Here is a 24310-nt window from a genome sequence, read left to right on the forward strand (position 1 = left end):
TATGCAATAGTGAATTAGAGATTTGAAAACTAAGGAAATAAATAATACTTTTGACAAGCTGTAGGTAGAATTGCAAAATTCGACAACGTTCGTCTGTCAAGTTCAGAATCCTATGAACTCCTTGTGTAATCAGAAAATGAATCCCTTGAAAACATACGCCAGTTGCTGCCTCTTTCCGAGGAGCTTCCCTAATCAAGTCGGGGAACCAGCCCAAGGCACTGGCTCTGAAATATCCAACGTAAAGTAGGGGATTCTATAGGTTTATTCAGTTGGTTTTTAACTGTCGCTTTTTGCGTCTTTAACGAGATTCTTAATTGTCTTTGTCCCAGATTATAAACCAAAAGACACAATGCCATTAATATCATCATTGTCTCTACTCTTTCTCGCTCTTTCACAAAAAGACTATGGTCGAAAAATAACGGGTCTTTGATAAATATAAATCCTCTTTCTGTTGATTGCTATTCTCTATATATTCTCAATATTTCTATGGTTCCTAATTCCCTTGTGTCTAAAATATTCGTTGCTAAAATAAATCGACCACAAGAGTTTATGATGTTGGGTGATTAACTCCTGATTTTCTATTAGTTTACCTCTTACTTGATACACTACTCTTTGTCATTTATTTAACCTGTCGGTAATTTATAAGTCCGATATTTTATCATATTTCAATTTTGCTGCCAGTTCTTTAATTTTTAATTCTGCTAAGGATGTCTGTTCAAATTATTCTTTGACTAATCTACCGACTTGTTTACTTTACTGATTTTTAGCAACTCCTCTTGAATGCTTTGGGTTAATTTCTGTAAGTCTGCTTTTTTTCTGTCTGCACTTTCTACTGATAGCCATCTTTGCTCTATTCCCTCATAAGATACTTTTTCTGCTTGATAGCTATATCCTTTGATTTCACTTGGTTTCAGTTCTGTACTGGTAAATAATTTGACCAAGTTTTTGGCTTTTTCAATGGATAAAGGTACTCAACTTATCCATTTCATGTTCGACATTAATTTTAAATTACTTTCGCTATATAATGCACTATCAGCCACCATTATACTTTCGAAATCTATTTGTTTGTCATACTCCACCAAGATTTGAGCAAATACTGCTTTATCTGATTCATTTCCTGATGCTCCTCTAAAAAATACGGGTATATCTCTGTCACTACTTACTATTAAATCTAATATACATTGTTTTAAGTCTGGACGATGGTCACGAGAATATCCTTGTGTGATATTAATCGGATTTTCTCGGTTCATTCCTAATTCTTGTCCTAAATTATTGAGACAAAAGACCTGTCAGGAAAATGAACTTGGTGTGAAAAAAATGGTAGAAGGGAATTTTGAGGGTGTACCAAAAGGAAAAATCCACTAAATTAACTATATTCAAGAATATCCACATTGTACAAAACAAATACTGGGAATAACTAACCATCAGTTTCAAGACTTGTTAGCCCAAGGTGAAATGCAGCATAAACAACTTCAAGGTGACATAGAAAGTAAAAAGATAGGTATAAATCAGAAAGGAGGAGGGGGGAAAGGGAAACTAGAGATAAAAGAACAGTTATGTCTATCCTTATTCTCTTGGAGGAAAATGCCAACATTTGAGGTTTTAGGTTTGTATTTCGGTATATACAAAACAGAAGCAAAGGAGATATTTAATTACTGGCTAGAGATATTACGAAATGTTTTCCCTGCTAGTCTCCTTAAACAGCTAGAAAAACATAATAGCGATTATGCCATGGCGATAGAACTATTGACGGAGTTTCACTTAATAGTGGACAGTATGGAACAGCCATGAGGAATGCCTTCAGATAATCAGGAGCAAAAAAAGTATTTTTCAGGTAAGAAGAAAGAAGCAGCACACATTTTGTCAGCTTACCAGAAGGAAAAGATATTCTCGATGTAGAAGTAGGAGAAAAAGCCCAACCAGTTATATTAGCTTATTTCGAGAGCAACAAGAAAAGTTCCATAACAACCAAATGTTTGAAGGAGATAAAGCATATCAAGGAGGAAAGAATATTAGCACACCTTATAAGAAACCACGTAAAGGAGAATTAACCTCAGAACAAAAGGCAGGAAACAAAGAGTTTTCCACCAAGGGTATTGTTATTGAACAGGTCATTAGACTTGTAGAAATATTCCGGGTACCTCAACAAAGATTTCCCCTGAATTCCCCAATTTACTCACAAGTAATTCTTACTATTTGTGGTTTAGTCATATTAGGAATTGGTTCATTAGTTTTGCCCATTTCATAAATGTTATGAATATGAGGTCAGTTATGAATTTTTCATCAACATCTTCATGGATAGTTCCTATGAGTTACTATTCCCAACCCTAATTCTTTCCTTGGCTCTTTCCTCATCTTAACACTATGGAAAGCCAGACACATACTCCTTTCTAAATTTTCGGACCTCTCTAATTATTAGACTCTCCATGCAAATGCAATGACGTTGAAGCTAAATGGGAATATTTGGTTCCTACTCCATATTTTTCTACTACCTCTAAGGCAATTATTAGGAATAATTTATTTAATCCATATTTGTATAGGTTATCCATTACTCTGCCTATTTTATCATCATATAAATCTTCAGCTTCAATTCCCACTCATAATAAATTTTCTATGGCTTTTTCCTCAAGAAATTGAGGAAATGAATATAATTTTCTCCATATGAAACCTAGTCCATAATGATTGCCTTGACTATTTGTCATGTATTCACTTTCTCTCTAATATATATTCAGAATATCTTATTCATTGTTTCTACAATTACTATCTCATCTCTTATTCCCAAGTGTCCAAGTTCTTACTCTCAAAGTCTTCCTTTTGATAATTCATATTTTTGGTTATTCTTATTTAATCCAGGCTCATTTACATTCATCTTATCATCTTTCACTCTGAATTTATTGTCAATACTTACGAGTTCCAAGTTGTTGGAAATTCTTATTGTATTGTCTATTTTCTTTACTATTTCAAATATGTGGTTACTACGTAATTTTGTAACTCATTATAATTAGTGTATGCATGCATGTATACTTCGAAATGAAGTGCATAATAAGTGCAGAATGTGGTCCTAAAACTTCCAGAATATCTTTTAAAATTTTAATGACAAAATCTTCACGGATGGGAACACTATTAGGTAGTTCTTTTGTTAAATCATATCGCTTTAAATCCCACCTTCTACACCCTAACTGTACCCTAACTGTCACAGATAGTAGTACAGCAGAACTAGAATTCCTGCAAGGAAGAAAAGGCTTAATAAGAACAAGTATGATTAAAATGGCAATAGAGTGAGAGAATAAAGTTTCGTAAAGAAGATAAAAGAAAAGAAGATTTAATGATTTAAAAATTAAATTAGAACAGAAGAAGAAATGATTTAATCACAACAGGAGTTGTGGATAATTCTGTTGTGAAACCAAAGCTTCAAAAAATGGAAATTCAAAACCTAGACCATTTAGGCATAGTACCAGGAATAATAGACGCCATAGGAGTAGTAGAAGTAATCGTTGAAATTGGAGAGAACGTAAGTCCGGGTCATGTAGTAAAAGCCATGATAATCAACGGGTTAGGATTTGTATAAAAACCCTTATATATGTTTCTCCAAGATTTTGAAACAATCCCCTGTGACCATCTAATAGGACCAGGAGTAACACCAGAATATCTCAAGGACGATAAACTGGGGAGAGTCATGGATAAACTATTTATAAAAGGATTGGATAGAATATTTTTTATTGTCGCCTTAAAAGCAGCCCAAAAATTTGGAGTATCCCTATGAGCAGGGCATCTAGACTCATCATAAATGTACATACATGGGCAATATAATACCAGCTTACCAGAAGTAATATTTGAGAGTCAAAAAGTAGGAAACAATCAAGAAATAGAAGAATTAGCAGTAAAATCACCAAAAGAAATAACCATCACCTACGGTTATTCTGGTGACCATAGAGCGGAGTTAAAACAGTTCATCATAGAAATAATATGTTCAGGAGATGGAGACATACCAATATATATTTTTAATACTAGCATCGGGAAACCAAGGAGATTTATCATGCTTTGGTAAAATAGCAGTAGAGTACCAAAAACAATTAAAAGTTAACAGTCTCATAGTAGTAGACTGGGCCTTATATACAGAATCAAATCTAAAAATGATGAATGATGTCATATTTAAGCTGGTTATGTCCAGTGCCATTAAGCGTAAAATCAGCACAATCATTAATATCAACATTACCAGAACCAGAACTTGTTGATAGTAACTTACCCGGATATAAACTAGCTTCAAAAACAGTAAATTATCCAGGAATAGAACAAAGATGGTTAGTAGTGCAAAGTCAAGAAAGAAGAGAATCAGACCTAGGTAAACTCTCACAAAAAATTACCAAGGCACAATCAAAAGCTGTGCAAGATTTCAAAAAGTTATCACCAGAAAAATTTGCTTGTGAAGGTGATGCTATCAAGGGGTTATCTAAACTATTCAAACAATTCAAATATCACCAAATTAACCAGAGTAAAGTTACTCAAATCAAATCTAAGAAAAAAGATAGTTCAGGAGAGTATCCTCTGAAATATCAGCTACATTCTCCCAGAATGAAAGTAAAATTAATACAGAATTTCTGAGGCCAGGGCCTTTTATTATTGCTACAAACCTTTTGGATTCCAATGAACTTACCCATGACTCCATCTTGAGTGAATATAAAGCTCAATAGTCTTGCCAGAGAGGGTTTGCTTTTCTCAAAGACCCATTATTTTTTGCAGACAGTATTTTCCTAAAAAGTCCAGAGAGAATAGAGTCCCTGGGAATGATGATGGATTTATGTCTGCTTGTTTACAGTTTATCGCAACGACAAATTATAACCCCTTTAAGAGAGTCTAAATCAACAGTAAAAAATCAATTGGGCAAACCAACTGACCGCCCCACTTTACGCTGGATTTTTCCATGCTTTCAGTCTATTCATTTAGTTATACTTAACCAAGAAAAACACATCTGTTACTGGACTCAAGAGAGAGATTTCATTGTGAATCTTTTACCAGAGCATTGTTTTCCCTACTATCAATTACTTACCTAATTTTTCTCTCTATTAATTTAATTTCTATGAGAAAATAACCTAATGTCTTTGATTTATAGCTCTATTTTACTAGAATTTCTTTTTTTACTTCAATCTATGAGTCTAAGTTATGATTTATCTCTTGAATATCTTCATTTATCTGTTGACTGCTCTGGGCGGTGTTCTTTCTTATTGCTCCTTATTGAGGATAGCTTTTGATGCTATTTTTGGTGCTTTACTGTTTCTCCAATGCCTCTGTTCACTGCATATGTTTCTTTTTATGCTCCCTTGGATTTTTTGTCTCCGTAATTTCTCTCTGTGGCAGTTTAGGGTGCCGAATGTGGGTTCTATATATTCTTGAACTATAAAAAAATCTTGATTTTCTTGGATGGATATGTGCTAAAAGGGTGAGTATTTGTGGATGTTTACCAAGTCGGTTGAGGATTTTAGCTTCGCGGTCAAATAATTCTTTAGCCTTTTTTAACACTTCTGATTCTGTGCTTAATGGTGTAAAATGCTTAACTATATATATATTCATTAGGTTCTGGTATTTGGGCATCTATGGCTAAATAAGTCGTCCCAAATGTACCGTTTCCTATACTTTCTATGATTTTGTAACGTCCTGTAATGATTCTACCTATCATTCAGATTCACGCCTTTACGCAGAAAATCATATATATATCCTAAATGATCAGTGATAGGGATTTTACTGAGAATGGGGAAATTAGATCCCCCCAACCACCCTTAAAAAGGGGGGTAAGAGGAAGGGTATGAGATAGAATAGCTAGAGAAGCCTATTAAAAATATGAGCCATTATTGAATATGACTACACAAATATTATCTGTACCAGAAGTATATCAAGGACAGTTTGGCGATTTTACAATTACGAAGAGCGATCGCACAGGTGTTATCATCTATCGTACAGGTTTAATAATAGCAGCAATTAGTTTTGCGCTCGCCAGCGGGTTAGCTTTATTTTATCCTCATGAAGCTACTGCTATTCAAGCCATTACTCCTCTTTACACCTGTTTTAGTTTAGCGTTGGGAGTGAGTTTATTAACTATTCATATATATATGAAATTGCTGCACCAAATATTACAGCTTTTCTGGATAATTGGTAGTATTACTGCCTTTATTCTTGGACATTTTGACAGTCAACCTTTTGCGATTACTGTTTATAATCAACCACTAACTTTATTTGGAATAGGTTTTACCTTTGCAGCATTAACAGGTATTTTCTTTAAAGAAGGATTTTGCTTCAATCGGTTAGAAACTAAAATTCTAACTCCCCTTGTTCCCTTACTTTTGTTAGGACATTTAGCAGGAACTTTATCAACTCAATCAGAAGAGATTTTATTAGGAATTTGGGTAATTTTCTTTTTAATCTTTGCACTGCGGAAAACAGTTCAGAAAATCCCCACAGATATTGGTGATAAATCTGTGTTTGATTATTTGAAAAATCAAGGGTTAGCGAATGGTTAGAGAATCAGAAAATCTCACACAGGTTTGATGTTGAGAAATGTCAATGAAGAAAGAGCTTATTGTTTAGCTTGGTCGCAAATTTCTGAAGTTGGAACTTATGGGTTTGGTTTCCCAACTTCCAGGAATGGGATATCCAAAATTGTAGGCAATAGGGGAGATGAGAGGATTAATTGGGTAACTGCAAAATGGTGCATTAAACTTCTCTAATGCACCCTGCTCTATTTTGAATCTTGTTGGCACAGCCTGCTGGAAGCACTATTTTGAATTTTGAATTTTTTACTGTGGGGGGTAATATTGTGGTGTCATTACAGGGGCTTGATAAGTACCCATAGGGGCATTGTTAACCATTCCATTTGGTACGGTGGGACTCATCAACTGGGGTTGAATGAATGGTTGAACAGGCTGAATAGGCTGAACGGGTGGCTGAAAATTAGTTCTCGGTGAATTATTTGTAGGAGTGCGGGGTGTGACAGTAGTTTGGCTAAAGTGTTGGTAAGCAGCACTAGAAATGGAACTAATCAGTTTTTCTGCACTGGGATCATTATTGGGACGTTGTACCATGACAGCAGCTATATAACGCTTACCTGTGGGGATATCAATTAAACCAGCATCTCCCAACATGGACCCAATATCACCAGTTTTATGATATGCTCTAGCGCCTTGTCCTAAGCCAGACGGTAGGAGATTATCTCGTTCTGTGCGACGCATAATATCCAACATTAAATCACGCGATCGCATACTCACTAAATTACCCTGATTTACCTTAGCAATCAAATCCCCCAATTCTCTGGGTGAGATTGTATTTGTGCCTTGTAAATCTGGCAGTGGATTACGAATCATTGTCGTTGCTAATCCCCAACTACGAAAACGCTCATTTAATACCTCCTGGCCTCCCAGTCGAGTAACGAGCATATTTGTTGCCGTGTTATCACTGATAGTAATCATTTTGGTGGCAATATCCAGCGCCGTATATTGACTACCTACAGCTTGGGTGCGTAAACTGCCCGAACCCTCTGAAATCATCTCTTTTTGCAGAGTTAACATTTCATCCAGGCGAATTTTTCCCGCATCCACATCTTGGAAAAATGTAATCAGAATGGGAATCTTAATTGTACTGGCCGCAGGAAAACTAGCATTACTATTAATATCTACATAAGCACCTGTATCTAAATCCACCATAAACACCCCAGGAATCAGATTTGGGTATGGTCTTGCCAGATTTTGTACAGTGGTTGTTAAAGGAATAATTTCTTGGGATAGGTATAAACCAAAAGCAGAAACTTGGTTATTAGGATTAGATTGGGTAACATTAGTCCCAGATCGAGGCGCAGCAGTTTTAGGAATGCGATTAGCAGGATCTAAAACTGACAACAGCGTACCGACAATAGCACCTATACCAACTCCAACAATCAATAAACGCAGCGTATATAGTATGGTTCTCGCCATCGGCTTTAACTGGGTTTTGCGCGATGGTCGCCTATTTATTTTCGGCTTTCCCTTCTTTTGGACAGGCACTGTCTTGAGCTTCCCCACCGCCCGTTGTGGCATCTTAGCCTTGGGTTTAGGGATGGGTTTAACTGCCACCGGCATCACTATTCTGGAGGGTGGTCTTTGCCCCCCAGATGGTAAAGCAGGGTTACTGATATGATTATTTAGGCGTGTTAAGGCCACAGTTTCTGTTCTGGTTTCAGTTGGTTGCTGGTTCTTAACTGGCTTTTGTGCTGTCTTTTGGACTTGGCGTGGACGACGACGCTGTGCTTCTCGTAGTGAGACAGCTATTAGGTTGTCACTTGATTCTGACACTGCTACTCCTTGTTACCCACGTAAATGTTCGACCCAAAATTAAATATATTATATAGGTGACAGGTCAAAGGTGACAGGCTTGGCTGTGAGGGTTAGCCGAATAGTGACAGGTGACAGGTAAGAGTTTTTACTGAATTTATGAATTAAGAATTACGAATTGCCCATTCTATTTGTCGCAAAATTCCGCGCAGCATGGCTACTTCGGTGGTCTGAATATGAGCGCGATTATATAGATGGCGAAACTTTTCCATTCTACTGGCTGCTGTATGAGGATAAAGATAGCCTATGAATAATAGTAAGGATTCTAATTCCTGATAGTAAGGTTCTAGCATATCCACGGGTGCCATTTCGGTTGTTGGTGGTTTGGGAGTTGTAAATATTTTTGCTAATTGTGATAGTTCGTATTGTGATAGTTCGTAACAACAGATGGACACGGCTGTAGCTAAGTTAAGAGATGGATATTGTGGATTGGTGGGAATAAAAATTAATTTGTGGGCATAATTTAATTCTTCATTGCTTAAGCCCCTATCTTCTCTGCCAAAAATTAAGGCTACTGGCTTTTCTGTTTCTTCTAATAACCAGGGTAGGGAGGTGCGAGGGGACTCTAGGGGTATGTGTCCACTGTAATCACGGCCAATGGTAGCAATCACACGCACACATCCTTGCAATGCTTCTGGTAATGTAGGAAATATCACCGCAGATTCTAATATCTCTTTGGCATGAACAGCCATTTTTAAGGCATCAAAGGATAAGTGATCGCACTGCGGGTTAACTAACACTAGGTTATCTAAACCAAAATTTTTCATTACCCTAGCAATTGAGCCTAAATTTAACGGTCCTGCTGGTTCTACCAACACAATTCTAATTCCAGCCGAACCCATACTTTACTCCCAGTTATCAGTTATCAGTTATCAGTTATCAGTTATTATCACCCCCATCACCCTCATCTTCCCCATCACCCCATCACCCCATAACCTCACATCCCACACCCTATTCATTCTATATGTTTTGGCGAATACTCCAAACATAACTGCACAATCCTCTCAAAGAGAAATTTATTGACCAACTCTGTTAATGCTTGCGCTAGATTTGCTTGTGGTTCAGGAATTTTATCTATCAAGCCCATTGTTTGACGTTTGCTACATCTACTAGCAGCTTGAATTAATTGGGAAATCCATTCATCAGGCATCACTTGTAAAGATGAAGGAGAAAGAATAAAAGATGAACAATCTTCATCTTTTGCACCAATATCTTTAATTGTTTCTGCGTATATATATTTGATTCCTAAATGTTCAGCCAGCTTATTCAACAGAAATTCCTCTCTAAAAGGCTTACAAATAAAATCATCACAACCTATAGATAGAATATAAGTCCGCTGTTCTTCAAAAGCACTAGCAGTTAACGCAATAATTTTTGTTGGTTGTAAAATATCAGTTAAATTATTCATTTCCATAGCTCGAATCTTTTGTGTAGCTTCGTAACCATTCATGACAGGCATTTGTATATCCATGAATATTAGATGGGGTTGGCAGCGCTGCCATAATTCCACACCTTCTTGACCATTTTCGGCTGTGTATACTTCAAATCCTAATGGCACAAGCAATTCTGCTAAAAATTGTTGACTCTCCCACTGGTTTTCTACAATTAATAACCGATAAGCTGGTTCATCAGGTGCAATGTGAATGACTCGATTTTTGGGCAGTTGGTTAGGAATATTAACATTTTCAGCCCCATCTACCTGGATATTAAACCGAAATGTGCTTCCCTGGCCTACAACGCTCTCAACTGTAATTTCACCTTGCATTAATTTGACAAATTTCTGACTAATAGTTAATCCTAGTCCTGTTCCTTCATGGGCATCAGTGTTTCTGGCTTGAACAAAAGGGGTAAATAATTGTTTTATATCCTCTGGTGCAATGCCTGTTCCGGTGTCTTCTACCTCAAACAGCAAGGATGTAGAAATTGGATCTCCATAATCTTTGTTGTTTATTTTTCTGACACGCAGTGTTACTTTTCCTTTTTGGGTAAATTTAATCGCATTTCCCAGCAGATTTAGTAAAACTTGGCGTAATTTGACTTCATCGCTGGTGATGTATTGGGGTACATCCTGGGCGCAATCAAAAATGAGTGTTAGTTCTTTAAAATCAGCTTTTAGCCGCAATAAATCTTCCAGATTAGTGAGTAGATAATATAAATCAAAACTACTGGTATTTAGCTTGATTCTACCTGCTTCAATCTTGGACATTTCTAATACATCATTAATTAGTTCTAAAAGGTGTTGACCACTGCGGTTAATGATATCGAGATGTGATTGATGTTCTTGATTGAGGGAAATATCGCGACTCATAACTTGAGTAAAGCCCATGATGGCATTTAAGGGAGTCCTTAATTCATGGCTCATATTGGCTAGAAATTCACTTTTAGCCCGGTTCGCTGATTCGGCTGCGTCTCTTGCTTTTTCTAGTTCTAGGGACTGTTGTTGAATTTGAGCAAATAATTCTGCTTGATAGAGGGCAATTCCTAACTGATTACTAATATTTATAACCAGATTAATTTCATTTGGTTTCCACTGTCGAGGACCAGAATGTTGATAAACTGCTAATAATCCCCATAATTTACCAGAGTTAAAAATTGGTACAATAGTATAGGCTCTGGCTTGAATTTTTTCTAAAAGTTGCTGATAACAATCGTTAAATCCGGCTGTATAATATATGTCTTCTACAGCACGAAAATTTGGTAAGTCATTGTAGATGCTTCCTTTGGGATTTTGGAAATGAGAATCTTGTAAATAGTTTTTATCCTCAATTTGAGTAGTTTCGGCTGTTCTATCAACTTTTCTTCTGTCAAAATTTTCAACGGTACATTCCTGAGGGAAATTGATATTTGCTTGGAATTGGGGGTGATTTTGCGCTGGATTATTTGGTTCATGCCAGAGTTTAATCCATCCACTGTTGACAGACTCAGCAACAAATTCTCCACTCCAGTCAGGATGGAAGCGATAAATAACAACGCGATCGCATTTTAATAGCTCTTGTAATTCTTCCGTTGTGGTGCGGAAAATCTGGGCAATATCCAAGGTCTGACGCATCTTTTCCACTACGCGCAATGTTGCTCTTTGTTGTTCTATATTTTCTTGCAATGCATGTTCAAATAATTGCCTCTCTAGTTCTGCACCTGCGCGAGCTGCAAAAATTCTTAAAATAAGTTCTGTGTTCTGGGTTTTCACCATTGATTTGGTGTCCAAAACTTTCAAGTGTCCTAGAACATTTCCCGCTGAATCATTGAGAGCGATCGCTAAATAGCTTTCTACTTCTAATTCTGCTAAATGTTCATGGTCTGGAAACCAAGACCGAATATTATGGGAATAATAGACGATGTCTTCAGAAAATATCTGTTTACAAGGAGTTCCTTCTATCTTGTACTCAAAGTCCTCACCAAAGTCTTCTCCTTTCCAGTATGCCAAGGTAAGAACCTTGGTTTTTGCTGGATCTGTAAATCTGGTGACAAAAGCATAGCGAACTTGTAAAACTTCTGCTAAATAACGCACTAGTGAACGAAAAAACTCATTTCCTGTTGTCGAAGCTGTACCTTCCACAATTAGTTGTAAGGCTGTTTCCTGACGTTTGCGATCGCTAATATCTGTATGAGAACAAATAAATCTCGTCGGTTTACCATTTTCATCCCACAGCGCCTGACCACGCTCTAAAATCCATTTATAAATACCATCTTTGCATTGTAGGCGATATTCTTGCATCAGAAAAGGAATTTCCCGATTGAGATGATTAGAATTTGTTTGGATCACCAACTTCAAATCATCTGGATGAATACGTTTAGTCCATTCCTCAATATTATTAGAAATTTCTTGATCTTGATAGCCCAGTATTTCCTTCCAGCGAGCAGAATAAAAAACCTCAGCTGTTTGTAAGTTAAAATCATAAATTCCATCTTGACTGGCTTGAATTGCTAGTTGCCAGCGTTCTTCACTTTTTCTTAATTTTTCCTCTGCCTGTTGGCGTTTAATCTCTATTTGCTGCGTGCTGATAAACTTACCAATGCTTTGAGCCATCAACTCAATAATTTCTTGTTCGTGATTCTCAAACTTATCAAATCTGGCAGTCGTCGAAAAAAAGCAAAGTGCACCATAAATTTTTCCATCTACCCAGATAGGAGTGCCAATGTAAGATTCTATTTTCAGCCTTTGGTAGAGTGGATGACAACACATCTCTTCTATTGTTCCTACATTTTGGAATGTAACTGTTTTTTCTTGCTCAACTACTTTTCTACAATAAGCATCTGAGAGATTGATTTCTAATCCAGGAACTAATGACTCAAACTCCGATTTAACAGCTAAGAATGAATAAGTTTGATGATTAATTTTACCAACTGCTCCTGCTGAAAAACGCAGGACTTTACAACCTGTATCTAAATAATCTAAAAAAAGGTCATCAACATGATGAAAATCAGTCATATTGATCCGATGTAACTGCTTGAGGCTAGAACTGAAATCAGCAAGTGCTTGAGTTTTTTGCAGTAACTGTTCATTCTGTTCAACTAACTGATTTTGTAACCTACGAATCCGTAGTTGATTTTCTACCCTGGCAATTACTTCTTGAGTTTGAAACGGTTTAGCAATATAATCAGCCCCACCTAAAGTAAATGCTTTTACTTTATCTAAAGGCTCTTCTAGAGCACTAATAAAAATTACAGGTATATCACGGGTTTTTTCATTTGTTTTGAGCCTGTTGCAGACTTCATAGCCATTCATATCGCTCATCATAATATCCAGCAAAATGAGATCAGGCAACTTAGCTTCAACTGATTTTAATGCCATTTCACCATCTGGTGCAGATCGCACTTTATAACCATACTTGGAAAGTACCTTGGATAATATAACTAGATTGACGGGATTATCATCAACCACCAAGATATTTGCTAAGAATTCCGAGGTTTGCTGCTGGCTCATCTTGTTTTTTCAGGGCTGGTGAGCATGAGTTTGATTGTTTAGACCTATTGTTATGTAACAAATGGCTCTTGCGTTGTTTTTATGGTAATTGACAATTGATGATAAAAAAATCCTTAGGGGGCAAGGGCTATAAATAATTATGCCCTTTTTTTAATTGAAATGCCTACATAATAAGGCTTTTAATGACTTTGAACCAGACTTCCCATAAGAAGAACCGAAGAACCTAAAAAATAAACAAACCTGGATATTGACCTTTGATCCCAGGGTATTTAAAATCGAAAGATGTTCAGCTTATTTAGGAAATGTCATTATTTTTAGCTATCTAATACAGCACAGAGTAAATAGAGCAACCATTTAAAATAGACGAAAACCCTAATTAATAAGCTTTTTGATTTTTGGTTTTTGACTTTACAGTGGTACTAGTACACTACAGTGGAAATAAACCACCCATGTTAAATCTATGAAAAGCTTAGGCTACATTCATTTTGAATTTTGTTCGCGTAGGGTCTGCTAAGGAGATATTTTGAATTTTGTATCCCTGACGGAAGCTGTAGGCTCTATTGTGAATTTTCAATTTACGGTGGTACTAGTATTTATTCATTATTAGCAATTTTGTGACTGCATTATTTTCTAAAGGTTTAGCAAAGAAATATCCTTGTCCCTGGTTGCAACCAAGCAATTGTAGCTTTAAAAATTGTTCAACTGTTTCCACTCCCTCTGCAATCACTTCTAATCCTAAAGTATGTGCTAAATTAGTAATAGCTTGAACTACTTGGTTGCCGCTCGGAGAATTTAACTTCTGCACAAAAGAACGATCAATCTTTAATACATTCAAGGGTAGTTCGCAAAGTCGGCTCAATGAAGAATAACCAGTACCAAAGTCATCAATATATACCAGCACTCCCAGACTTTGCAACTTCTCCAATGTTTTCTTGGCAGTTACAGCATTTTCCATCATCGCACTCTCGGTAACTTCCAATACTAAGTTGCAAGACTTTAAACCCGTTTCCTGCAAAATCTGCTCAACTTGTGTAATTAAATCACAGTTGGCTAACTGTCTACTGGAAACATTAACACTGATCCTTAAATTATCATAGTTATCAGGAAATTGCTCTTGCCAAGTACGCAATTGATGACAAGCTGTTTGCAAAACCCATGTACCAATATCGCAAATTAAGTTGCTTTTTTCTGCTAAAGGAATAAATTGTTCAGGAGATATCGTTCCTAACTCTGGGTGTTGCCAGCGCAACAAAACTTCAAATCCTAAAATTTCATACTGTTTGAGAGAAACAATCGGCTGGTAGCAAAGTGTGAAGTCATTGCGAATTAGTGCCATTTTTAGATCTCTCTCTAATCGCAGTTGAGCTAGTGCTTCACGAGATAAAAATGTAGTTTGAGCCTCTGGTTCTCCCTCAATAGCATTGGTAAGGCGCATTAGCCTGTCTACGTTATTGGTAGCAATATCTACCATTCTTAATTCCTGTTGAGAAAGATTACCTAACTTACCAGAACTTAAAATATCCAAGGCTACCTGAATCACGGTCAAAGGGGTACGCAACTCGTGACTTATATCTCCACCTATTTGATCTGAGAGATTTGGGAGAGGAACATGATTAGATGGAATATGGATGGATTGAATTATATTCATACTCTTTATATTCTCGCTTAGAAGTAAATTAGTGAATTTTTCAGTTACTTAATTGGCTGATAGTTTAGTCATCTTAAGTTTGAATTATGGAGAATTTGTGGAGAAATGTCAAAGTTAGAGAAGACTTAAATCATTCCATCCTAGAGATACTAACAACTGTTGAGCTAATTGAGCAGGTTTAAAAGGTTTGGCAATCAGGGCTTTAATCCCCAAGTTAGCAAAACGCTGTTGATCTGATACTTGAACTTTTGCTGTGAGGAGAATCACAGGAATATCCTTTGTGTTTGGATTAGCCTGGAGTTTCTCAAATGTCATCACCCCATCCATATCTGGTAACATCACATCCAGTAAAATTGCATCAGGCTGTTCAGTCTCGGCTTTGTGTATGCCTTCCATGGCTGTGCGAGCCAAGATAACATCTAATCCTGTCATAATTTCCAGGGTAATTTTAGCAACCTCCCGGATATCATCTTCATCATCAATCACTAATACTTTTTTCGTTGTCATAGATAATTTCCTTGCTGTTGGTATAAGTAAGTGGGCTTGAACATTTATCGTTAGGATAACGCAGAAGGCAGGAGAGAAGAGAATCTGAGTCTCGTTGATTTTTCATCACCTAATATTAATATTTTTCATCATCTATCTATATTAATTATGATTATGTTTAGTTGTTCCTAACTACTTAGCTGGTCTGGACGAAAATGGGGTATGGCGTGTGGGGTGCAGGGAAAGATTGTCTACTCCATACTCTACAAGAACAGTGAATAACCGAAATTTCAGTAACATTACTTATAATCAAATCCTATCTCATTGCTATAAAATTTGACTAAAGGTTAGAAAACTTAAAAGTAGGGAAAGATTAAAAAAAATAAAAGCCTATGAGGATTCTGCTAGTAGATGACGATGAAATTATAGTAGAAGTTTTAACAAAGCTGTTAGTACAGCAAAACTATGTTGTAGATGTAGCCAGAGATGGTGAGGCTGCCTGGGAACTAGTAGAAGGCTTTCAGTATGATCTAATTTTGTTGGATGTGATGTTGCCAAAACTAGATGGAATCAGTTTTTGTCGTCGTCTAAGAGAGCAAAAAAGTCCTGTTTTAGTAATGCTTTTGACTGCCTGTGATACCACAACTGATAAACTGCAAGGGCTAGATAGGGGAGCAGATGATTATGTTGTCAAACCGTTTAATGTCCAAGAATTGGCAGCTAGAGTCCCTGCCTTGACTCGTCGTGGAAGCTCCTCTCCTTATCCTACACTGGTATGTGGTCATTTACACCTTGACCCAAATTTACATGAGGTGAATTATCAAGAACATCTGCTACAGTTGAGTCGCAAAGAATACCTATTAGTGGAGTTGTTTCTCCGGAACCAAAAACGGATTTACAGTTGCAGAGATATTATTGATGAACTATGGGCATTTGATGCTGAACCACCCAATGAATGGACAGTTAGATCCCATATTACGAATATTCGTCGCAACTTAAAAGCAGTTGGTGCAGATAATTTTTTGGAAACGGTTTATGGACAAGGATACAGGATAAATCCTACTTTTATAAAAAAATCCAATCATTCCACTCATATCAGTAATGTTAATACAGATAAACAAGAAAATTCAGATGCTTCGATTACAGAAATTTGGCAGCACACAAAAAACTTAACTTTTGAAGGTCTAATTGTTTTAGAACAAGTGATTTCGTCTCTTGTATTCGGCATATTTGATGCAGAACTTCTCAAAGATGGTATACAGAAGGCCCATAAACTTGCTGGGTCTCTGGGTATGTTTGGATTTGAGCAAGGAAGTTTTTTAGCTAGACAAATAGAAGTTTTACTAGAATCTAGTTTTCACGTAGAATCGCATTTTTCGCTAGGTTATCAACAAAAAATAGAGCAGTTGCTGATCTATTTATGTCAAGACCTAGAAGTAACTACTAATACTAATGAGTTAATTAATTTAACTGGTAAAAAACTAGAAGAATTGAGCCAATCTGAACAAATTAATGCCAAAGTTCTAGCAGTAGATGATGATCCACAAATTTTGCTGACCGTGCAAACATTACTTGAACCTTTGGGTGTGCAGTTAACTTATTTGACTAATCCAGATCGTTTCTGGGAAACTGTGCCATATAACCAACCAGAGTTTCTAATTCTGGATATTTATATGCCTAGTGGCACTGAAGGTTTAGATTTGTGCCGGGCTGTAGGTCAAAATGATGACTGGAACTGGCTACCAATCCTATTCTTGAGTAGCTGTACGGATGTAGAAACCTTGCAAAAAGCATTTGTTATAGGTGCAGATGACTACTTAACTAAGCCCATTGTGCCGAAGGAACTGTTGATCAGAATTAGTAACGGTCTCCAACGCATCAGTACAATCAAGAATCAGATGGAAACAAATCTGATTAAATAAGTGATTAGATGATATAAAAACTAGCAGTTAGCTATTGTAAACTTTTATATAATCAGGAGTTGAGAATTTAATTTTGTCAGAATAGTTAAGTATTGATCAGCCAGTTAACTAGGTAATTTGGAAATGCTATTGAGGGATTGTTAATCCTACTTTGAATTATAGTTTAATTATGAATAATTTGCAGACATACTCCTATAAAGCTAACATCTTAATTGTTGATGATACACCCAATAATTTGCATTTACTCTCCAGTATGTTGGAGGAACAAGGGTATGAGGTACGTTGTGCTAACAGTGGTGCGATCGCACTGAGGGCTGTGGAGATGGAGCATCCAGATATTATTCTTTTAGATATTAATATGCCAAATATGAATGGTTATGAAGTTTGTGAGCGGTTAAAACTTGATCCACGTACTCGCGACATTCCAGTAATTTTCCTCAGCGCCCTCAGCGAAACAATAGATAAAGTCAAAGCCTTTCGTATAGGAGGGATAGACTACATTACCAAACCTTTTCAATTAGAAGAAGTGCTGGCTAGACTTGAAAATCACATCAGCTTACGACGGATGCAAATAGAACTGCAACAAGCAAAAACTCAAGCCATCAAGGCTTTAGAACAAGAACAAGAACTCAATCATCTGAAATCAGAGTTCGTATCTATGATTTCTCATGATTTTCGGAATCCACTCACCAGTATCCAAGGTTTTGCAGGATTACTTGAATGTGGTAGTAAACTTCCCTCACCGGAAATAATTAACCGTTATGTTTCCAAAATTAATAATGCTGTTGATCATCTACTTTGCTTATTAGATGAAATACTGCTCATTGGTAGTATAGAATCTGGAAAAATACAATATCACCCTGTATCAGTGAACTTGGAAGAATTTTGTTATGAACTCATAGATACTCTGCAATACAGTCTAGGTAATCAACATCAAATCTGTTTTAGTTGCTCTGACAACACAGGGGCAGAAATGGATATAGTATTACTCCAGCGTATCTTGACAAACTTACTTTCTAACGCTATTAAGTATTCTCCATCTGGATCAAAAATTGATTTGGTATTGGAATGTCAGAATCATGTTACTATATTCCAAATACGTGATCAAGGGATGGGAATTCCGATAGAAAATCAATCACATTTGTTTGAAGCTTTTTATCGCTGCAATAATGTGGGTGACATCAAGGGAACAGGTTTGGGACTAGCAATTGTGAAAAAATGTGTCGAAGTTCATCAAGGAAATATTTCACTGGAGAGTCAAGAAAACTTAGGCACAACATTTACCGTATCCTTACCTCGTTATGATCACAGTGAGTCCTAACATCACTGTTCATGAGACGAACATAATTATTGCTCGTTGAGAAGAGGCAGTATACAGGAGTTAGATAAGTTTACATTTTTCGGTGCTGTTCCTAAGTATTTCTCTATTACACCCCAAACTTTATCGCTAGATACAGGTTTGGTGATAAGATCTATAGCACCAAATGCTTTAGCTCTGGCTCTATCAAGAACACCATTACTTCCTGTTAAAATAGCCAGGGGTGTGTTAGCAAAAGCAGGAGTAAACCGTAAATTAGCGCAGAGTTAGTAACCATTGATACCAAGCATAATTAAGTCTAAGAAAATCAAGTCTGGTTTATGTTTAATCAGAACAGGTAAAGCTTGCAGAGAATCTTCTATTTTAAGAAATCTCATGCCATTGCCAATAATGATTTTTTCCAGTAATTGGCAGACTTAAGGACTATCATCTATACAAGCTATCAGTGGAACATTCACGTTACTAGTTGCTGTTTTAATTAGTTGGTAGTTGTTGACCTTTTTAAATGGTAAAAGTAAATCAGGTACTTATACCAGTGCAGTTATGCCTGGATGAATATAAGGAAGTAATAAACGGGTAATTGATAAAATATTCCGTTTCATTTTGACTGCTAAATCCCACAGAGTACTTTTGCCATTAATTAATACTTCAGAATTTTTGAAAACACCTGGACTTACTTGCTTTCTTAGTTCTTCTGGTTTGATTAGCACTAGTGCTAAATCAGGAGAAAAACCTGCTAATCCAGCTTTTATCCAAATTCTTGGTAATATTTTCCACAATGTAGTTGTGCACAACTAAAGTGAATAAGTTCCTTTGCAATTCATACCAATTAGAAATTATGTTTTCAGAGCGCATTGTTTCTAAACGAACAAATGCTTGAAGTGAACAAAATATCTGTGTTTCAATTCCTTGGCTGTCTCTAACCATAAATCGACAAATTCCACATACTTTTTTGATGGCTCTATGAAAACTTTCAATCCCCCAATGAGTATCATGAATTTTCACAAATTCACTTTTGGCGATTTGATTGAGAGCTTCTTGATCTGGTAGATACACTATATAGTCTCTAGAGTCTTCTTTTTTGAAGTCTTGTCTAAACAGTTTGATCAACCCAAATGCTCTCAAATGAATTATCAAACCCTCATCAAGAATTTCTAAACTCCTTAATAGACAATACTTTTCCAGTTTATTTGATACGGTTCTATTTTTCTTGATCCCAAATAGAAAACCAAATTTCTGGTTTTTTAAAAATTTTCAGCTTTCTACCCCTGAATACCAACTGTCTCCTGTAATTATTCTTGGTTTTACACCGCAATCAATCACTTCCTTGAGCATTTCCCGACAACAATCGTTCTTCGTCTTTCCCTCCTTCTTCTCGTATATTCTGTAGTTTATTGGTACTGAATTTCCATACACATCACTGTAGTACAGTGTAATTGAATTTATTACTTTGATGCTCTTATGATATTTCCCAGACCAAAAATAACTGATTAATTCTGCATTTTTTGGATCGCTATACAGTTTTTATACTAATGTGTCATCTACAGTTAAAATCCCTCCTACTCTATTTATGATTTTCCTTACTGTATCGAATAAATATTTCGGTTCCTATGTCTCTGTGAGCAATAATTTATTCACACTGTCATGTGAAACGTTTTCCAATATCTCTGGCAATCTACAACATCCCTCATGCTTTGGTTCTGATGGCAACAACAGAGTGTAATGTTCCAGATTGCATTCTGCTGCAGAAGGTTTGGTTATTTCTCTAATTCTCCCATACCTCCTAAGTAGATCACATTTTTTATCACTACAGTATTTTGCTACTTTGTCAATGCGTAAGTCCTATTGATATGGTTTTGAGTGCAAGGAGGCAGAAAGTAATGCGGTTTTCTCTTAGAGACGCTACACAATAGTCTTTGTGTAGGATAGTTGGGAGGTTTTGTGATCGACTCAGCAACCTTGTAATTTTAATTTAGACAAACATTGTGCAAAAATTGTGGAAAATATACTTATTATATGTTTAATTTTTGAGGTTTAACTGAATCTGTCCAAAACTAACCTTTAGAAGGTCTTCCGAGGATATTGGATTTTAAGATTGACCTCATAAACCTGGGGACTGGTATCATCAAGGAATTATTGATCGCGTCCGGAAAAATACCTGGTTATGTTCCCAATAATAGCAAAACTTTACATTTTAACAATGCAATAGAGACCGCCGAAAATTTATAAAGGAGTCTGTGTCTGGCTTTCCATAGTGTTAAGATTAGGAAAGAGCCAAGGAAAGAATCAGGGTTGGGAATAGTTACGGATAGTTCCTATCCATGAAGATGTTGATGACAAATTCATAACTGACCTCATATCCATAACACTTATGAAATGGGCAAAACTAATGAACCAATTCCTAATGTGACTAAACCACAAATAGTAAGAATTACTTGTGAGTAAATTGGGGAATTCAGGCGAAATCTTTGTTGAGGTACCCGGAATATTTTTACAAGTCTAATGACCTGTTCAACAAAAATACCCTTGGTGGAAAACTCTTTGTTTCCTGCCTTTTATTCTGAGTCGCCATGGCATAATCGCTATCATGTTTTTCTACCTGTTCAAGGAGACTAGCAGAGAAAACATTTCCTAATATCTCTAGGCAGTAATGAAACGTGTCCTTTGCTTCCGTTTTCCATATACCGAAATGCAAACCTAAAACCTCAAATGTTGGCATTTTCCTCAAAGAGAACAAGGATAGACATACCTGTTCTTTGATCTCTAGTTTCCCTTTGCCCCCTCCTCGTTTCTGATTTATACCTATCTTTATTTCACCTTGGGCTAACAAGTCTTGAAACTGATGGTCAGTTATTCCCAGTATTTTTTTTGTACGATGTAGATATTCTTGAATATAGTTAATTTATCTTGAATATAGTTAATTTAGTGGATTTTTCCTTTTGGGACACCCTCAAAATTCCCTTCTACCATTTTTTTGACACCAAGTTGATTTTCCTGACAGGTCTAATGGTGAATGTTGACTTGTATGAACAAACTCTGCAACAGATGGATTTCCTACCGTTAACCATTTGAGTAGCAGCGCGTGTAATGCACGAGATAAAGTAGGAGGAATATATCCCACATCCACAGCCGCAAGTTCGACGACAATTGAATGCAATGTAGTAGAACTATGCTGTTGCAACGACATTTATTTCCTGCTCCATAAAATACTCCTATTGGTAAATTGATTTCGTTGGGTAATTGTTGGTATTTTTCTGCACTTAATGTGGCTTTAAAATCTTGCCAATCATCTTTTATGAGGCTAAATATTCGCCATGTAACTGTGCCTGAGTGATTAAACTTATAGGAGGCACCACAATGGGATTATATTATAAAGTATAATTCGAGAATCCTTGGGCAAATCTAAAGGATGTAGAGGATGCACACAATTGTAATTATCAGATTTAATTCGTAAAGCTTACTCAGGACTTTTTATCAATTCAACCTTAACTTTACCAGCCCATTTCGCCAATCCAATCCACTGGGGTATTTTGATAGATTCAGGAGCAATAATATAAGTCCGATATTGACTACCAACAGCTAATTCTTTAGCCCGTCCATAATTAATTGGTTAATTTCTATCCGCACCTTTATCACTAAACTGTTTTGATTTACCATAATATAATAGTTAACTTGAACAGCTTTAAAGGTATTAATTTGATATGACCAAGTAATAGGTTGAGCCGGAAATACATAAATTCCAAATTTATTGAGATGTAAAAGATTTCGTTCATAACTTGTATCTAAATATGTTGGCTTTTGTGCCTTTTCTCCTTGTATACGATACGGGTGAGAAATGTAATCAATAGAAAATAGTGCAAAATTTAGTCCCCAATTATGTAAATATTTTCCAGTTGCATAGAGAATTCCCATTTCCCGATTGGCGATAAAACATTATCATGTAGAGTCAATTCACAATGATATAGAGGCATAATAAAATCCTTTTTCAACCTTTAAAATATCTCTAATTAGGTTGATTTTACGCAAGGAAAACCAGGATTTTGGAGGCATTGTTGCGTTTCGTTCCTCAACCCAAACTAGAATTTTCTTTGATGAAATTTAAAATAGGGGTTAAGGTGGGCAACCCAACCCCAAGAAGTGAACATTAATCTTTCTTACCTTTCTTTTTTAATGCACCAAAAGATTCTGCATAGGTTTTAGTTTGCCCCTAAGGATTCAGGTGTAAGGAAGAGGGATTAAAGAAGGTGTATGGAAAGCAGAGTGAACCATGGCTTTCATAGGTTGGTCAAAAAACTCAATTAGAGAAAGTGCTTGACGGCGACAAGTTTGTATAACCGTCAATAAATTGGCAGTATGTTGGAATAGCTCCAGAGAAAGAGAACCACCACAGACTTTTTGTTGTGTCAGTGCTAAACCTAACCTTGGTTCAGCTAAATTATAATCAAGGTCTATTGCCTAAGGAAGGTAAAAGTTTACCAGGTTCCCCTGGGGCTTGATCAATGAATGAATGGAAGATTCAACTTTTGGTTGAAACTAGGATGGCCAAGTCAAGAACTCATGAAGGTTTTGGGTTTGTTGGAATAAAGGGTAGTTTTTAAAACCTTCATCTATGAGGTCCATGAATTTTGTGCCAATTTCTTGGTGATTGAAGCCAGGAATCTTGATTAGTATCTTGAAGTGACGGGGTAGGGTAGATGTGCCTGACATTTCTGTTGAGCTGTGACCGCATAACCGTTATAGGCAGTAAAGTCATCAGAACTGATTACACCAGAGTAACTTGAACCCACAATGGATTCTAATTCGCCAGGACAAGGAGTATCAGGCCCATGAAATAAAGGGAAGTCACTATTGGCAAAAATCCATAACCATTGTTTCACCCCTTTGACTACCCAGAGTGTTTCATCCCCAAGGATATGAGGCTGGGTTTGTTTTATCCACTGTTTGAGGCTATGAATACTTTGAGCCACTGGACCATCTATTCCTTCATTGGTACCTACTAATGTTCCCACTCCAATTTCTATTGGACCCAGTTCCCACAACAAGAAGTATTCTTTTTCATAGGGTCAATGGCCCTAGTTATTGATCCATCCCAAACAAGATTGTAGTGTGATTCCTATATCTTGTCCCGGTACTATCTCTGCTGACCAGTGTGCCCTTTGTGTTTCCGCACACACACTGCAAATCCACTTCCATTGGCCTGTCCACCAACTCCCCTACTTGTTGTGTTTCGATTTTTATTATTAGTTCGCCAAATAATTCCCCCTGAGCTCACCATCCACACACTTGCCCTCCCACTATCTCAAATCTATTCTATCTACTCCACCAAACACCTTTCTCCTTTTTCCCCTATGCCCTGGTTGTCCTCTTGGTTTCCGTTTTCGTGTCTGGTTTTCTTCTGGTTTCTCTTCTTGTTTGTTCTCGGTTTCTTTGAGGATGTCTCCCAAGGGTGGTTTGGATCATGTTATGGTCTCTAAATCTCTACTGACTTTGAGTTTCTCTATTTCTTTTTCCAGTTCTACTACTCTATTTGTTAGCTTCTCTATACTTTTCGCCTAGTCAATAATGATTTCTACCAGTTGCTCTGTTCCCAACTGCTTCAATATCTCTCTGTCTAGTTTTGGTCCTAGCTTCTTTTCCATAACTGCTATATTCTGCCTC

At 36.6% G+C, this 24310-nt stretch carries 18 protein-coding genes and 5 pseudogenes; 7 read left to right on the top strand and 16 right to left on the bottom strand.

The window, feature by feature from the left end; all coding sequences use genetic code 11:
- Positions 1 to 29: 29 nt before the first annotated feature.
- A pseudogene (locus AAZO_RS44095) lies at positions 30 to 1253 on the bottom strand (IS1634 family transposase); the annotation flags it as partial.
- A 331-nt stretch (positions 1254 to 1584) separates the two neighbouring features.
- Here AAZO_RS44095 and AAZO_RS41680 point away from each other — a divergent pair.
- Positions 1585 to 1791, top strand: coding sequence for a helix-turn-helix domain-containing protein (locus tag AAZO_RS41680; RefSeq protein WP_266886372.1), 207 nt, complete (start codon positions 1585 to 1587; stop codon positions 1789 to 1791).
- Between the two features lie 181 nt (positions 1792 to 1972).
- Entirely contained in the window at positions 1973 to 2248 is a 276-nt protein-coding gene (locus AAZO_RS20015; protein WP_266886375.1) for a transposase family protein, read from the top strand.
- A gap of 172 nt (positions 2249 to 2420) precedes the next feature.
- Here AAZO_RS20015 and AAZO_RS44100 read toward each other — a convergent pair.
- Positions 2421 to 2826, bottom strand: a pseudogene (locus AAZO_RS44100) (DUF4277 domain-containing protein); the annotation flags it as partial.
- 592 nt (positions 2827 to 3418) lie between these two features.
- Between AAZO_RS44100 and AAZO_RS44105 the strand changes: the two are divergent.
- Both AAZO_RS44105 and AAZO_RS39430 read left to right on the top strand, forming a co-directional pair.
- A pseudogene (locus AAZO_RS44105) lies at positions 3419 to 5051 on the top strand (IS1634 family transposase).
- A 109-nt stretch (positions 5052 to 5160) separates the two neighbouring features.
- Entirely contained in the window at positions 5161 to 5391 is a 231-nt protein-coding gene (locus tag AAZO_RS39430; protein WP_013192626.1) for a hypothetical protein, read from the top strand.
- Positions 5392 to 5548: 157 nt separating this feature from the next.
- On the opposite strand, the gene AAZO_RS41685 is transcribed toward AAZO_RS39430, so the two are convergent.
- The gene (locus AAZO_RS41685) at positions 5549 to 5674 is read right to left on the bottom strand and encodes a hypothetical protein (protein ID WP_266886381.1); all 126 of its coding nucleotides are present in this window, start codon (positions 5672 to 5674) and stop codon (positions 5549 to 5551) included.
- 178 nt (positions 5675 to 5852) lie between these two features.
- Between AAZO_RS41685 and AAZO_RS20055 the strand changes: the two genes are divergently transcribed.
- A complete protein-coding gene (locus AAZO_RS20055) occupies positions 5853 to 6512 on the top strand; it encodes a DUF2301 domain-containing membrane protein (RefSeq protein ID WP_013192627.1) in 660 nt (219 codons plus the stop codon).
- 276 nt (positions 6513 to 6788) lie between these two features.
- Here AAZO_RS20055 and AAZO_RS20065 read toward each other — a convergent pair whose 3' ends face one another.
- The 5 genes from AAZO_RS20065 to AAZO_RS20085 form a co-directional block, all read right to left on the bottom strand.
- A complete protein-coding gene (locus AAZO_RS20065) occupies positions 6789 to 8315 on the bottom strand; it encodes a serine hydrolase (protein WP_013192628.1) in 1527 nt (508 codons plus the stop codon).
- Between the two features lie 143 nt (positions 8316 to 8458).
- Entirely contained in the window at positions 8459 to 9196 is a 738-nt protein-coding gene (locus AAZO_RS20070; RefSeq protein WP_013192629.1) for an RNA methyltransferase, read from the bottom strand.
- Positions 9197 to 9309: 113 nt separating this feature from the next.
- Complete coding sequence (locus tag AAZO_RS20075) at positions 9310 to 13278, bottom strand: response regulator (RefSeq protein ID WP_013192630.1); 3969 nt, start codon at positions 13276 to 13278, stop codon at positions 9310 to 9312.
- A gap of 586 nt (positions 13279 to 13864) precedes the next feature.
- Positions 13865 to 14926 carry a putative bifunctional diguanylate cyclase/phosphodiesterase gene (locus AAZO_RS20080; protein WP_013192631.1) on the bottom strand — a complete coding sequence of 354 codons (1062 nt, stop codon included), beginning with the start codon at positions 14924 to 14926 and terminating at the stop codon, positions 13865 to 13867.
- Positions 14927 to 15040: 114 nt separating this feature from the next.
- Positions 15041 to 15433 (bottom strand): response regulator, encoded by a 393-nt coding sequence (locus AAZO_RS20085; protein WP_013192632.1) that lies wholly within the window; start codon positions 15431 to 15433, stop codon positions 15041 to 15043.
- Between the two features lie 371 nt (positions 15434 to 15804).
- Here AAZO_RS20085 and AAZO_RS20090 point away from each other — a divergent pair, with 371 nt between their 5' ends.
- A complete protein-coding gene (locus AAZO_RS20090; protein ID WP_013192633.1) occupies positions 15805 to 17334 on the top strand; it encodes a response regulator in 1530 nt (509 codons plus the stop codon).
- A 169-nt stretch (positions 17335 to 17503) separates the two neighbouring features.
- Complete coding sequence (locus tag AAZO_RS20095) at positions 17504 to 18655, top strand: hybrid sensor histidine kinase/response regulator (RefSeq protein ID WP_013192634.1); 1152 nt, start codon at positions 17504 to 17506, stop codon at positions 18653 to 18655.
- A 524-nt stretch (positions 18656 to 19179) separates the two neighbouring features.
- Here the strand turns inward: AAZO_RS20095 and AAZO_RS35720 are convergent.
- From AAZO_RS35720 to AAZO_RS31530, 8 genes and pseudogenes are all read right to left on the bottom strand, one after another.
- Positions 19180 to 19362, bottom strand: a complete 183-nt coding sequence (locus tag AAZO_RS35720) for a hypothetical protein (RefSeq protein WP_049790852.1) — start codon at positions 19360 to 19362, stop codon at positions 19180 to 19182.
- 10 nt (positions 19363 to 19372) lie between these two features.
- A pseudogene (locus AAZO_RS27445) lies at positions 19373 to 20422 on the bottom strand (IS701 family transposase).
- Positions 20423 to 21021: 599 nt separating this feature from the next.
- The gene (locus tag AAZO_RS35725; protein WP_187289670.1) at positions 21022 to 21174 is read right to left on the bottom strand and encodes a hypothetical protein; all 153 of its coding nucleotides are present in this window, start codon (positions 21172 to 21174) and stop codon (positions 21022 to 21024) included.
- The gene (locus AAZO_RS34305; RefSeq protein WP_266886390.1) at positions 21144 to 21371 is read right to left on the bottom strand and encodes a helix-turn-helix domain-containing protein; all 228 of its coding nucleotides are present in this window, start codon (positions 21369 to 21371) and stop codon (positions 21144 to 21146) included. The genes AAZO_RS35725 and AAZO_RS34305 overlap by 31 nt, the downstream gene beginning before the upstream one ends.
- A 231-nt stretch (positions 21372 to 21602) precedes the next feature.
- Complete coding sequence (locus tag AAZO_RS31525; RefSeq protein ID WP_013192636.1) at positions 21603 to 21839, bottom strand: hypothetical protein; 237 nt, start codon at positions 21837 to 21839, stop codon at positions 21603 to 21605.
- 270 nt (positions 21840 to 22109) lie between these two features.
- Positions 22110 to 22259 carry a hypothetical protein gene (locus AAZO_RS44660; protein WP_476691483.1) on the bottom strand — a complete coding sequence of 50 codons (150 nt, stop codon included), beginning with the start codon at positions 22257 to 22259 and terminating at the stop codon, positions 22110 to 22112.
- Positions 22232 to 22564, bottom strand: a complete 333-nt coding sequence (cas5d, locus tag AAZO_RS39435) for a type I-D CRISPR-associated protein Cas5/Csc1 (RefSeq protein ID WP_228371312.1) — start codon at positions 22562 to 22564, stop codon at positions 22232 to 22234. Before cas5d ends, AAZO_RS44660 begins: the two co-directional genes overlap by 28 nt.
- Before the next feature lie 303 nt (positions 22565 to 22867).
- A pseudogene (locus AAZO_RS31530) lies at positions 22868 to 24291 on the bottom strand (IS66 family transposase).
- Between the last annotated feature and the right edge of the window lie 19 nt (positions 24292 to 24310).

Origin of the sequence: 'Nostoc azollae' 0708 (genome assembly GCF_000196515.1) — a bacterium.
In the GTDB taxonomy this organism is placed as follows: domain Bacteria; phylum Cyanobacteriota; class Cyanobacteriia; order Cyanobacteriales; family Nostocaceae; genus Trichormus_B; species Trichormus_B azollae.